This is a genomic window from Paraburkholderia sp. BGA-UO-ETr-F12 (assembly GCF_059567945.1).
Window position 1 is genome coordinate 127655 of the sequence record NZ_JCAQOZ010000066.1, and the last position, 12003, is coordinate 139657.

General features: G+C 63.1%; 11 protein-coding genes. 5 read left to right on the forward strand and 6 right to left on the reverse strand.

What is annotated here, in order from left to right; genetic code table 11:
• Positions 1 to 67: 67 nt before the first annotated feature.
• Genes hpnK through AC57B6_RS34090 form a run of 3 tightly spaced genes read right to left on the reverse strand, consistent with a single transcriptional unit; the run spans position 68 to position 2513 of the window.
• A complete protein-coding gene (gene hpnK / locus AC57B6_RS34080) occupies positions 68 to 892 on the reverse strand; it encodes a hopanoid biosynthesis-associated protein HpnK (RefSeq protein ID WP_178369812.1) in 825 nt (274 codons plus the stop codon).
• Positions 882 to 2159: a bacteriohopanetetrol glucosamine biosynthesis glycosyltransferase HpnI gene (gene hpnI, locus AC57B6_RS34085; RefSeq protein WP_028198645.1), complete on the reverse strand. Its 1278-nt coding sequence runs from the start codon at positions 2157 to 2159 to the stop codon at positions 882 to 884. The genes hpnK and hpnI (AC57B6_RS34085) overlap by 11 nt, the downstream gene beginning before the upstream one ends.
• 12 nt (positions 2160 to 2171) lie before the next feature.
• The gene (locus AC57B6_RS34090) at positions 2172 to 2513 is read right to left on the reverse strand and encodes a hypothetical protein (RefSeq protein WP_028198644.1); all 342 of its coding nucleotides are present in this window, start codon (positions 2511 to 2513) and stop codon (positions 2172 to 2174) included.
• A 385-nt stretch (positions 2514 to 2898) separates the two neighbouring features.
• On the opposite strand from AC57B6_RS34090, the gene AC57B6_RS34095 reads away from it, so the two are divergent.
• Both AC57B6_RS34095 and AC57B6_RS34100 read left to right on the forward strand, forming a co-directional pair.
• Positions 2899 to 3558, forward strand: a complete 660-nt coding sequence (locus AC57B6_RS34095; protein WP_028198643.1) for a response regulator — start codon at positions 2899 to 2901, stop codon at positions 3556 to 3558.
• On the forward strand, positions 3558 to 4961 hold the full coding sequence (locus AC57B6_RS34100) for an ATP-binding protein (RefSeq protein ID WP_496422992.1): 1404 nt from the start codon (positions 3558 to 3560) through the stop codon (positions 4959 to 4961). The genes AC57B6_RS34095 and AC57B6_RS34100 overlap by 1 nt, the downstream gene beginning before the upstream one ends.
• A gap of 21 nt (positions 4962 to 4982) precedes the next feature.
• Here the strand turns inward: AC57B6_RS34100 and AC57B6_RS34105 are convergent, their stop codons facing one another.
• From AC57B6_RS34105 to hpnJ, 3 genes are all read right to left on the reverse strand, one after another.
• The gene (locus tag AC57B6_RS34105; RefSeq protein WP_496422993.1) at positions 4983 to 6035 is read right to left on the reverse strand and encodes a flippase-like domain-containing protein; all 1053 of its coding nucleotides are present in this window, start codon (positions 6033 to 6035) and stop codon (positions 4983 to 4985) included.
• A gap of 80 nt (positions 6036 to 6115) precedes the next feature.
• Positions 6116 to 7300, reverse strand: a complete 1185-nt coding sequence (gene hpnI, locus AC57B6_RS34110; RefSeq protein WP_030102873.1) for a bacteriohopanetetrol glucosamine biosynthesis glycosyltransferase HpnI — start codon at positions 7298 to 7300, stop codon at positions 6116 to 6118.
• Positions 7297 to 8718 carry a hopanoid biosynthesis associated radical SAM protein HpnJ gene (hpnJ, locus tag AC57B6_RS34115; RefSeq protein WP_496422994.1) on the reverse strand — a complete coding sequence of 474 codons (1422 nt, stop codon included), beginning with the start codon at positions 8716 to 8718 and terminating at the stop codon, positions 7297 to 7299. The genes hpnI (AC57B6_RS34110) and hpnJ overlap by 4 nt, the downstream gene beginning before the upstream one ends.
• A gap of 412 nt (positions 8719 to 9130) precedes the next feature.
• Here hpnJ and AC57B6_RS34120 point away from each other — a divergent pair, with 412 nt between their 5' ends.
• The 3 genes from AC57B6_RS34120 to AC57B6_RS34130 all read left to right on the forward strand — a co-directional run bounded on the left by AC57B6_RS34120 (position 9131) and on the right by AC57B6_RS34130 (position 11933).
• Complete coding sequence (locus AC57B6_RS34120) at positions 9131 to 10213, forward strand: aliphatic sulfonate ABC transporter substrate-binding protein (RefSeq protein ID WP_496422995.1); 1083 nt, start codon at positions 9131 to 9133, stop codon at positions 10211 to 10213.
• An 89-nt stretch (positions 10214 to 10302) separates the two neighbouring features.
• Positions 10303 to 11160, forward strand: coding sequence for an ABC transporter permease (locus AC57B6_RS34125; protein ID WP_496422996.1), 858 nt, complete (start codon positions 10303 to 10305; stop codon positions 11158 to 11160).
• Positions 11112 to 11933 (forward strand): ABC transporter ATP-binding protein, encoded by an 822-nt coding sequence (locus tag AC57B6_RS34130; RefSeq protein WP_496422997.1) that lies wholly within the window; start codon positions 11112 to 11114, stop codon positions 11931 to 11933. Before AC57B6_RS34125 ends, AC57B6_RS34130 begins: the two co-directional genes overlap by 49 nt.
• Positions 11934 to 12003: the final 70 nt, after the last annotated feature.

Genomic DNA, 12003 nt, shown 5'->3' on the forward strand with positions numbered 1-12003 from the left:
TAACACAGCAAGGAAAGGCCAAAGAGCCAGATCAACAAAGGAACCCGCCGAACAGGCAAAAAGAAAATCAACCTCTCAACACATCCCCAAACCCTCCCACCGGAACCCCCAACCCCCGAATCGCCTCGCCAACCCGAGGCGACAAAAGCGCCTGCAACTCATCGGCATGCCGATAATCCCGCATACCATCACTCAAAACCCGATCGCCGGCAAACGCAGGATGACAATAAATTTCCCCCACCCCATGCGGCAAATCGGCAAGCGCAGCGAGCCACACCGCCTCATCCATCCGTCCACTATCAGCAATCCCAACTACATAATCGTTATGCGCGATCCCCGCCCGATCCAACCTCGCCCGCACCCGCGAAATCCACGGCCGTAACCACACCGGCGCGCTAACCTCGAACGGCAACCGCATCGCCCGCATCCCGTACTCGCGGCCAATCTCCAGAATCAAACCCAGCACCGTCGGATGCAAATGAAAATGCTTGTGCGTGTTGACGTGATCGAGCGTCAACCCCGTCTTCGCAAATGCCTCGAATTGCGCGCGAATTTCCCGCGCCAACTGTTTGCGAACATGCGGCAAAAAGAAAAACCGCACCCCGTCACGCACCATGTTGTCGCCGAACCGTCCATGCTCGTCAACCAGCGCGGCAATCCCGTCGCGCGGCATAACGGCGTCACCGTCAGCCAGCACCAGATGCAGGCCAACCCGCAACCCCGGGAGCGCGCGAGCACGCGCCACCGCATCGTCCGCGGCAGGCGCACCGATCATCAGGCTCGCAGCCGTCAACACACCATGCCGGTGCGCCTGCTCGACCGCCAGATTCACCCGTTGATGCAGGCCGAAATCGTCGGCTGTGACAATCAACCCGCGTGGCTTAGCCGCCATCCGACGTCTCCATGACATCCATTACACGCAACGCCGCAGGTTGCGCGGTAGACGTGGAGGTGTCGACCCGCACGCGTTGGCCGCGCCACACCACATGCGAGCCAAACGCGGCCACGAGCCACTGGAACATCAGCAAGACATCGCGCAACGGCACCAGCGGCAGATCGCGCCAGAAGGTGCGCTCATGACGCGCGGACCGCAGATGCAGCAGCATGCGCGCGGCAAACCCCGCCGCCGTGCCCGCGCCGCTCGCCAGCGCCGCCCACAGATGCACGCCGTCGAACGGCGCGCTCGCAAGGCTGTGAGTCAGCCATGCGCCGGCCAGCAGCCACGGCGTCGGGAACGTGATGATCAACGACGCAAAACCAGGCGGGTTCACCGAACGGATCGTACGCAGCCAGCGCGTCTCGCGCTGCCACAACGCGGAAAAGGTCGGCTCGATGACATCGGTGGCCACCATCACACGCGACAGCACCGTCCGAAGTCCGAGTGCCCGCACGTGTTCAGCGAGCCAGTAATCATCCGCGAGACAGTCTTTTAACGCGTCGAAACCGCCAATACGCTCAAGCGTTGCGCGGCGCAATGCGAGCGTCGCGCCAAAACCGAAGCGGCGCGAGCCGACCGCATGCGCGACACGCACAGACGGAGCAAACCACTCGTTGATGAACAACGCACCCAACCGCGGCCAGAAACCGCCGACGCCCTGCGCCACGTAGAGACAGGTGACGACCCCCACGCGTGGATCGGCCAGCGGCGCCGCCACGCTGTCGAGATAATCGGCTTCGACCGCGATGTCGCTATCGGCAATCACAATCAACTCATGGCGCGCATGCTCCGCCATGTTGATCAGATTGCTGACCTTGAGATTGCTGCCGTGCACACGCGCATCGACCGCAAGCTCGATATCGTGCCCCGGGTATGCGGCCTGCAAACGGCGCACCACGGCAATGGCCGGATCGTCCGGCGAAGATACGCCCAGCACGAGCTGGAAATTCCCGTGACGCTGGTCGCAAAAGGTTCTGAGATTTTCGTACAGACGCGGCTCGGCGCCACACAGCGGCTTAAGGACGCTGACGCCGACACCGGCAAAGGGAGTCAAAACATCCGCGGCCCTGGAGGCGGCGCTCGCAGCCGCCGCTCGCGCCGTTCGTCCGCGCCGCGCCGCAAAAAACGGCATCGCCACGGCGGCCAGCATCGCATAAAGCGACGCTGACGCGCAGCCGAGTAACAGGACCCATTGGTATGCTGTCAATGAATGCGCTGCCATCGCTCGTGTCCGTCAAGGCCTGGCCAGCACGAACGGCCTACCCGTAAAGCGCAGATGAAGCACAACGAACCAACGCCACGGACAATCCGCACCGATCAGCACGGACCGGCCGGCGTGGGTTGCGTGCCGGTTCCGGAAGGCGACGTTGAAAGCGGCCTGCGCGAACTGGCGCATCAGCACGACGCCGCTCGCGATCAGCGTGAGCGCAAGGATCCGGAAACTCGTGGAACTGAAGACTTGCGAGGAAACCGGCATGACCAGCAGGGCCAGCAACGCGAGCACCTGAGTACCCATGGCCGTGAGCGACGCCGCCATCAGGTGGGCCCGCAACATGTCGATCGTGACTGGCTTCATGGCGTGATCTCGTGGCCTGACGAAACGCACGAAACGCACGTCGGCGTGAGGTGGTGCCATTCGCCGGAAAAAGCGCTGACGAAAGCGCCTACCAAAGCGCCGGCCGTACTTTCGGTCGATGTTATTACGATTGGGTTGCAACATTCTGACAACCCGACGTAATGTCGTATGCCCATGACGGCCACACGACAGCAACAATTCAGGGGCGATGGTAGCGATTCTAGCTGAAGGAAACCTTAAGGAATAATGAGGTATAAAGCGTGTCGTAGACATGATCGTTACACTTCGGATATGCGGCCTGAAGCTCACGGAATTTCACTGAAGCTCACATCGACGGGAACCCTTTGCCGCAATGCAATGAACATCCAACGGAGTCTTTTCCCCCATGCGCGTACTCCTCGTAGAAGACGACGACCTGATCGGCTGCGGTATCGAAGCAGGACTGCGTCAAGCCGGTTTCACGGTCGATTGGGCACGCGACGGTCACAAGGCAAGTCTTGCGCTTGATACTACCGCCTACGCGCTCGTCGTGCTCGATCTGGGCCTGCCCAGAGTATCGGGTATGGACCTGCTCAAAAGGCTGCGCGACGCCGGCAAGGATGTGCCGGTGCTGGTGCTGACCGCAAGAGGCACGGTAGTGGATCGGGTCGGCGGCCTCGAGGCGGGCGCTGACGATTACCTCGGCAAGCCCTTCGACCTGACCGAGCTGATTGCCCGTTGCCGGGCGCTGCTGCGACGCGCGCAAGGGCGCAGCATCGAACTTATCCGCTATCAGGATCTGACGGTCAATCCCGCCGCGCAAACCGTTGAAATCGGCAATACGCGCGTCCCCCTCACCTCGCGTGAATGGGCAATCCTGATGCAGTTGCTGACCAACCAGGGTATTCCGCAGTCCCGCTCGCGGCTGGAAGAAAGTCTGTACGGCTGGCAGGAGGAAATCGAGAGCAATGCGATCGAAGTCCACGTGTCCAACCTGCGCAAAAAGCTCGGCGCCAAGCTGATCAGAACCGTGCGCAATATCGGCTACGTGGTGGAGAAAGCTTGATGCCGGCATCGATACGCCGTCGCCTGATGCTGCTGATCCTCACCAGCATCGTGCTGATCTGGGGTATCGCGCTGATCTCGAGCTATCTTCAGGCCAAGCGCGAAGTCAGTGAATGGGAAGAGGCACGCCTTGCGGAAATCGCGCAAATTCTCGCGCTGCTCGACCAGCGGAATCTGACCACGCTCGCCAATGCGCGCATCGATCTGCGCGAGGAAGAACAAGGCGGCGAAGCCGGTGCGAACGATAGCGACGACGACGACGCGTTGCCCCGCGACGCGCTATTTCAGGTACGCGGAGCGAACGGCGAGGTCCTGGCGGGCAGCCCGCGACTGCGCGCCCTGCAGGCGTGGGACTTACCCGTGCCACCCGCAAGCGGTGCGCAAAACATGACGCTCGGCGGCGAGGCATGGCACACGTTCACCTTGCGCGATACCGCCCTCGGCCATACGGTTCGGGTATTCGAACCGGCCAATACGCGCAGCGATCTGGTAAGCGGAGTCGCGAGCCGGATCGCGCGCCCCACCCTCGTCGCGCTGCCGGTGCTGGCGTTGCTGGTGTGGTTCAGCATCGGCTGGAGTCTCGCGCCGCTCAAGGTGCTGTCGGGCGCAATTCGCGCACGCGACATCAACCGGCTGGAACCCGTCGATATTGGCCGGGCGCCGACCGAGGTGCGGCCGCTCGTCGACGCGATCAATCTGGTGCTGTCGCGCTTGCAGCACTCCATCGAACGCGAACGTGCATTCACCGCCGACGCCGCCCACGAATTGAAGACGCCGCTCGCCGCGATCAAGGTGCAGGCACAAGTGGCGCTGGCCGAGCCGGATGCGGCGTTACAGCGCGTGGCGATGGAGCGTGTGGTGCAAGGCGTCGATCGCAGCGCGCGGCTTGCGGAGCAGTTGCTGCTGCTTGCCCGCCTGGACGTGCACGAGAAGCTCTCCACCGCGCCGCTCAAGCCGGCGGCGGTCGCGAAAGATGCGCTACTCGCCAACGAACGCAATGCGCAGCAGAAAAACATTCACGTCACGCTCACGGGCGACATGCGTGCGGAGATCAACGCGGAACCCGTTCTGATGGGCATCCTGCTCGACAATCTGCTGGATAACGCAATCAAGTACGGACGGCGCGGCGGCAGCATCGAAGTGGCGGTGCGCCGTGAAGTCGGCCGTGTGCAACTCACGGTGCGCGACGACGGCCCCGGCGTCGCACCGGGCGATCTCGCGCGTCTCACGAACCGTTTTTTTCGTGCGACCGGCAATCAGGCGACCGGCAGCGGACTGGGACTCTCGATCGTCGCACGCATCGCCGAGCATTTCGGCGCAAGCCTGCATCTGGGCTCGGGGATCGGCGAGCAAGGTCTCGCCGTCGCAGTATCGTTCCCCGCCTACACGGGAGATAAGGACTGAGCGCGCCACGCGCGCGCCGGCCTAGCGTCCGCTTACCTCGCCCACGGCCGTGCGCCCCGCCCGTGTTCCCTGTGCCCCCTGTGCCCCCTGTGCCACCGGCTTCGGCTCGCGATTCGACGACTCGGCAAACTGCCACGCAATGAGGCCGGGCACGAAGATCAGCAGATCGCGAATGCGCCGCGCGCCGGCGAGCGCGAGGCAGGTGGACGGATCGAGGCCGAACGCGCCGCCGATCAGAATGAAACCGCCCTCCTGCACCCCGAGGCCGCCCGGCACGAAGAAAGCCGCGCTGCTGATCGCCTGGATCAGCGATTCGATCACCACCGCTTCAACGAGGGTGACATGTACGCCCAGAAAATACAGCGCGAGCCAGATTTCGAGCGAGGTCAGGAAACACTGCAGCGGTTGCCAGAAGAACAGATAGCGCAGCACCACGGCGCGGCGGCGCCAGATCAGCTTGATGGCCTGGTCGATCTGCGCCGATTGTCCGACGAGCGTGGCAAGCTTGCCACTCGTCATACGATTGAGCATGCGCGTGATGCGCTCGAAGGGGCTCGCATGCTGCACGAGTGCGAACAGTATCAGGAGCGGCGTCAGCACCACCACGCCCCACGCGAGTTGCCCGGCGAGCCGCAGCGTGTCGGACTGCGCGTGCGCGAACAGAAAACCGATACCGACCATCGTGAACAGCAACTGACTGATCACCGTGAGCTGCATGTCGACAATGATGCTGCCCACTGCCGTGGATGGCCGCACGCCCCAGCGCCGGAGCATGCGGAACGACACCACCTCGCCGCCGATCCGCGCCACCGGCAGCATGCTATTCACGGATTCGCGCACCCACACCAGATGCAGCATATTGACGAAACCCGGCCGGTTCGCGCCACGAATCAGCGAGCGCCAGTCGCAGGCGTTGGCGATCATCGGCAGCACGTGCGCGATCGCCGCCAGCAGGAGGCCAGCGCCGGCCGCGCGCAAGGCGGAGAACACCGCACCGGGGTTGTCCTGCCAGACCAGCCACAGCGACACCAGCAAGCCGGCCAGCGCGGCGATGCGCCCGAGATGCTTCATCATCGCGCGGCGACTCCCGGCGCGCGCTTCAGGCACGCCACGCGAGCTTCGCCGCCCTCCTCCAGATATCCACGCGTCATTGCTTACCCAACCTGCTGCTCATCCGTCAATCCGTCCTGCACGGCCGACAGCAGGCCGTCGCCGTCCACCTTGAAACTGAAGCCGCGCCAGATCACGTGCGAGGACCAGAAACTCGCGACAAAAATGCAAAACGATACGATATCCCATAACGGCAACAGCCACAGGTCGCGACGCGTCTGCTGCAACGCACGGTCGGCCAGCAGCTTCAGCACGAGCCGCGCGCACACGGCGAGCAGCGCGAGCGGCCACGACCACAGCGCACCGCCCGAGAAGGCAATCGCGAGCAACGCGAAAGCGAGCGGATGAATCAGCGCGGAGCCGAGATGGCCGAGCGGGTCGATGCTGCGAATCGTCCGGCTCCAGCGTAGTTCGTGCGCGATCAGCTGTGTCGCGCTCGATTCCACGCAGGCATGCGAGATCGTAAAAGGCGGAATCACCACTTTCTCGCCGATCATGCGCACGGCTTCGCCGATTGCATGGTCTTCGGCGAGATGCTTCACGAACGGTGTGAAGCCGCCGATTTTTTCGAGGGTGTCGCGGCGCATCGCGATGGTCTGCCCAAAGCATGGGCGCGCGAGACCGAGTGCGAGCCCTGTGACCACGCCAGGCAGAAACTGGTAATTGGTGGCCTTGGCCGACATGCGCGGCCAGAAGCCGGGGTCGGGCGCACCGCGATACACACAGGTAACGAGACCGACGCCGGGCTTCTGCAGTTCGCCGATCACATTGCGCAAATAATCCGGCCCGACCCCTACGTCGCTGTCGGCGAACACCAGCACGTCATGCCGGGCCTGCGGCAGCATATTGAGGATATTGCTGATCTTACGGTTCGGACCGTAGAGGCGCGCATCCACAACCACGGTGATGTCCGCTTCCGGGTGCAGCCGCCGCAGGGCGTCGACGGTTTGCAAGGCGGGGTCGGCTGAATCGTGCACGCCGAACAGGAATTGCACGGGGCCCGGATAGTCTTGCTGGCAGAAACCCGAGAGGTTGTCGAGCAACGCCCACTCGTTGCCGTGCAATGGTTTGACGACGGTGACCGGCGGAAAACTGCTCGGCTCGGATACCGCTCTCGCGAAAAACCGGCCGATCAGGGCGCCCGCCAGCACCGTGTAGGCGATGCCGAAAACCGCACTCGCCGCACACGCATAGGCAAGCGTGACGGCGAGCAGATGCAGGGCGCTCACGCTTGGTGGGCGCGCAGGAAGCGGAAGAATTCGACGCCTTCACGCAGACGCCGTTTCATCATGTCCCAGCTCGTGAGCATCTCACGCAGGATTTCCCAGATCTTCGACGGCCGGAAATAGAAGCGTTTATAGAAATTCTCGAGCTGGTGATAGATCTCGTCGCGCGACAGATGCGGATAGCCGATCGCCGCAAGCTGCACCCCTGACTTGCTGACCAGGTTGATGACCTTGTTCTCTTCCAGCCAGCCGTTCTCGACCGCCTGGTTGTAGAGCGTCGTGCCGGGATAAGGCGCTGCGAGCGACACCTGGATCGTATGCGGATTGATTTCCTTCGCATACTCGATGGTCTTCTGGATCGTGTCCTGCGTCTCGCCCGGCAGACCGAGAATGAAGGTGCCGTGAATCTTGATGCCAAGCTTGCGGCAATCTTCGCTGAAGCGGCGCGCGATGTCGGTACGCAGACCCTTCTTGATGTTGAGCAGAATCTGGTCGTCGCCCGATTCGTAGCCCACCAGCAGCAGGCGCAGGCCGTTTTCCTTCATGATCTTCAGCGTCGAGTACGGCACGTTCGCCTTCGCGTTGCACGACCACGTCACACCCAGTTTGCCGAGACCGCGGGCGATTTCCTCGACGCGCGGCTTGAAGTCGGTGAAGGTATCGTCGTCGAACATGATCTCCTTGACTTCAGGCATGTTGTCGCGAATCCACTTCACTTCTTCGAGCACGTTCTCGGTCGAGCGCGTGCGGTAGCGATGCCCGCCCACCGTTTGCGGCCACAGGCAGAACGTGCATTTCGAACGGCAGCCGCGGCCCGTGTAGATCGATACGTACGGGTGCTTCAGATAGCCGATGAAATAGTTGTCGATCTTCAGATCGCGCTTGTACACGGGCGCCACGAACGGCAGCTCGTCCATGTTCTCGAGGATCGGGCGCGCTTCGTTGTGTTCGATCGAGCCGTCGGCCGCGCGATAGCTGAGACCTTTGATGCCGACGAACGGCTTGCCTTCGGCGACTTCCTGGCAGGTGAAGTCGAATTCTTCACGGCAAACGAAATCGATCGCTTCGCTCGCTGTCAGCGAATTGTGCGGATCGACCGCGACCTTCGCGCCGACCATGCCGATCAGCACCGAAGGCTTGCGCTTCTTCAGGTCTTCGGCAAACAGCGCGTCGGTGGGGAAGGACGGTGTGCTGGTGTGGATCACCACCAGGTCATATTGCTGTGCTATGTCGAGCGATGCTTCGACGGACAGACCGTCGGCGGGGGCATCGAGTACGCGGCTATCGGGGACGAGCGCGGCGGGCTGCGCGAGCCACGTCGGGTACCAGAACGAGCGCACTTCACGCTTGGCCTGGTAGCGCGAACCCGCGCCACCGTCGAAGCCGTCGTACGACGGCGCCTGTAAGAACAGGGTTTTCATGAATGCTCCAGCAAGCCTTTGATCGGCGCTTTCAGTTTTCTGTCAGAAAACTATCGGAACGATTGCCCGCAAGAATGCAAGCGGGCACATAGGATCGCGCAAATACTACGGAGCAAAGCTGAAGGAAACCTTAAGGAAAGTATCCCGGTTCAGGCCGTACTAAATGGTTAATCCCAGCCTTCGCCTCAAGTGCGCTTGAGTACTTTATAGCGAAACAATGTTGCAGCCACAATCGCGGCGTAAGACGGACCATACGCCGCCAACGGCTCGTCTGGCGGCAAGGAACGGTGCGCTGCTCACTGTCGCCATAGCGCCCGATCTGCTTTGATTGTGAGTTTTTATTCGTTCAGTTCGGCACGCGCATTGACTACATTGACCGGTCACAACTAAACGTCCATCTCAGGATCAGTCAATGAACATCCCGCGGGGCACGGCGCGCTTCTTTCTCTCTTCCCTTGTTTCGATTTCGTCACACGAAGGACATACGAAACGCCCGCAAGCCGGCCGCGGCGCGCTGCTGACGGCGGCGGCGACCGCGCTCGCGCTCACCTTCAGCCTTCTTGCAGCGGGTATCGCGCATGCCGCGCCGCCTGCCGAACTGAAACTCGACTATGCCTATTACTCGCCGGAAAGCCTCGTCATCAAGCGCAACGGCTGGCTCGAGCAGGAACTCGCTCCGCAGCACACCCAGGTCAAATGGGTGCTGAGCCTCGGCAGCAATCGCGCGCTCGAATATCTGAACAGCGGCGCGATCGATATCGGTTCGACAGCGGGTCTGGCCGCCGTGCTCGCCAAAGCCAACGGCAATCCGATTCGCGCGGTGTACGTTTTCTCGCGCCCTGAATGGACCGCGCTCGTCGTGCGTAAAGACTCGCCGATCAAAACCCTCGCGGACCTGAAAGGCAAGAAGATCGCCGCGACCAAGGGCACGGATCCGTTCCTCTTCGCCTTGCGCGCGCTGCACAGCGCGGGCCTTTCGCGCGACGATGTGGAGATCGTCAATCTCCAGCATCCGGATGGGCGCACCGCGCTCGCCAACGGCCAGGTGGACGCCTGGGCCGGCCTCGATCCGCACATGGCCGCCGCCCAGATCGACGACGGCGCGAAGCTGCTGTATCGCAACGTCGACTTCAATACGTGGGGCCTGCTCGACGCTCGCGAGGATTTCATTCGCGACCATCCGGAGACGCTCGCGCAGGTGCTCAAGGTCTACGAAAAGGCACGCTTGTGGATCGCCGCGCATCCGGACGAAACCGCCAGGATCGTCGCGGAAGAATCGAAGCTGTCACTGCCGGTCGCGAAGCTGCAACTGAGCCGCAACGACTTCAGCCGTCCGCAGCCGGGCGCGCAGCAACTCGCCGCGCTCAAGGCCGCCGCACCGATTCTCCTGCAGGAGCAACTGGTGAAGCCGGGTACGGATCTGAATCAGGTAATCGACGCCTTGATCGACGTAAAGACAGCGCAGCCGGTTATCGCCGCGAACAGCGGCCAGTAAACGATCAATCCGTGCGACCCGCCTGCGCGATCGACCCGTGATAAACAAGCCGCCGCACCCAGTGCCTGCGAACTATTCGACCGACTCCCATGGCTAACGACGAATCGCTCGCGCTTCATCACCAATCGCAGGGAACGGAGGAACGCGCGCCACGCCCGCGCGACCCGCTCAAACGCTGGCGCATTGCCGGCTTGATCCTGCCGCTTGCCTTTCTTGCGGCGATCGAAGCGCTGGTGCGTGCGTCGGTATTGCCGGAACACCTGGTGCCGGCGCCGAGCACGATTGCCGGGACGCTGTGGCAACTGGGCGGCGAGCGCCTCGGCCGCCACATCGGTGCAAGCGCGATGCGGGTCCTCGCGGGCTTCGGCATCGGCTGCGCACTCGCCCTTCTGCTCGGTGCGGCAATGGGCTTGAGCCGCCGGCTCGACGCCCTGCTCGACCCGGCGTTTCAGGCGCTGCGGGCAATCCCCTCGCTCGCCTGGGTGCCGATACTGCTGCTGTGGATGGGCATTGACGAAGCGCCGAAGATCACACTCATCGCCATCGGTGCGTTTTTTCCGGTGCAATTGAGCGTTGTGGCCGGCATTCGCGGCGTCGACCGAAAACTGATCGAACTCGGCGAAGTCAACCGTTTGAGCCAGCGGGCGCTATTCACACGCATCCTCTTGCCGGCGTCCTTGCCGCACATCTTCACCGGACTGCGCACCGGCCTGAGCCTCGCCTGGATGTTCATGGTCGCCGCCGAACTGATTGCCGCCACCCGCGGCCTCGGCTATCTGCTGAGCGACGGCCGGGAAACCGGCCGCCCCGACCTCGTGTTCGGCGCGATTCTGCTGCTCGCGCTGCTCGGCAAGCTCAGCGACAGCATCCTGAAAGCGGTCGAAGCGCACGTCCTGTCATGGCGCGATACCGCGGACGACCGCTCTTCTTCGCGAGGTGTGCGTTGAACGCCTCAGCGCTTTTGAATCAGGCACCCCTGCTCCAGGTTCGCGCCGTCAGCAAGCGCTACGAAGCGCGATCGGTGCTCGAACGCGTGAGCTTCGAGATTGCACGTGGGGAGATCGTGAGTCTGGTGGGCCCGAGCGGATGCGGCAAGAGCACGCTGCTGCGCGTGCTGGCCGGTCTCGATCGCGATTTCGAGGGTGAGATTGTGCTCGACGGCGTGGCGCAGCACGGCCCGTCGCCGCGCCTCGGCGTGATCTTTCAGGAACCTCGCCTGCTGCCATGGCTGAGCGTGGCCGACAACGTCGCGTTTTCCGCCGGTCCACGGCAAGGCGGGAACCCGCGCGTGGCTCGACTGCTCGGCGAGGTCGGTCTGGCCGATACCGGCGCGGCGCTGCCCAAGCAGCTTTCGGGCGGCATGGCGCAACGGGTGGCGCTCGCGCGCGGCCTGTTCCCGCAGCCCGACCTGCTGCTGCTCGACGAACCGTTCAGCGCGGCGGACGCCATGACCCGCATGCGTCTGCAGGACCTGCTGTTATCGCTGACGCGCGCCCACGGCACCGCGGCGCTGATCGTCACGCACGATCTGGATGAGGCGCTTTATCTGTCCGATCGCGTGCTGCTGCTCAACACGGCGGGCCCGCATGGCGCCGGGCGGCTGGTGCGCGACATCGGCATTGCCGCGGCGCATCCGCGAGACCGGCGTGATAACGCGCTCGCCGACGTGCGAAACGAATTGCTCGAGGGGATCGGCGCGGCGCGAAACGCCTACGCATAAACGGACATTCCCGCGTTGCGCGAATTTAAGCGAACGCAAGCGAATTCAGGCGAATCCGCATGACGAGCGC

Bases quoted from the DNA above. Each gene is read 5' to 3' on its own strand.
- hpnK (WP_178369812.1), bottom strand. From the start codon at position 892: ATGGCGGCTAAGCCACGCGGGTTGATTGTCACAGCCGACGATTTCGGC.
- hpnI (WP_028198645.1), bottom strand. From the start codon at position 2,159: ATGGCAGCGCATTCATTGACAGCATACCAATGGGTCCTGTTACTCGGC.
- AC57B6_RS34090 (WP_028198644.1), bottom strand. From the start codon at position 2,513: ATGAAGCCAGTCACGATCGACATGTTGCGGGCCCACCTGATGGCGGCG.
- AC57B6_RS34095 (WP_028198643.1), top strand. From the start codon at position 2,899: ATGCGCGTACTCCTCGTAGAAGACGACGACCTGATCGGCTGCGGTATC.
- AC57B6_RS34100 (WP_496422992.1), top strand. From the start codon at position 3,558: ATGCCGGCATCGATACGCCGTCGCCTGATGCTGCTGATCCTCACCAGC.
- AC57B6_RS34105 (WP_496422993.1), bottom strand. From the start codon at position 6,035: ATGATGAAGCATCTCGGGCGCATCGCCGCGCTGGCCGGCTTGCTGGTG.
- hpnJ (WP_496422994.1), bottom strand. From the start codon at position 8,718: ATGAAAACCCTGTTCTTACAGGCGCCGTCGTACGACGGCTTCGACGGT.
- AC57B6_RS34120 (WP_496422995.1), top strand. From the start codon at position 9,131: ATGAACATCCCGCGGGGCACGGCGCGCTTCTTTCTCTCTTCCCTTGTT.
- AC57B6_RS34125 (WP_496422996.1), top strand. From the start codon at position 10,303: ATGGCTAACGACGAATCGCTCGCGCTTCATCACCAATCGCAGGGAACG.
- AC57B6_RS34130 (WP_496422997.1), top strand. From the start codon at position 11,112: ATGGCGCGATACCGCGGACGACCGCTCTTCTTCGCGAGGTGTGCGTTG.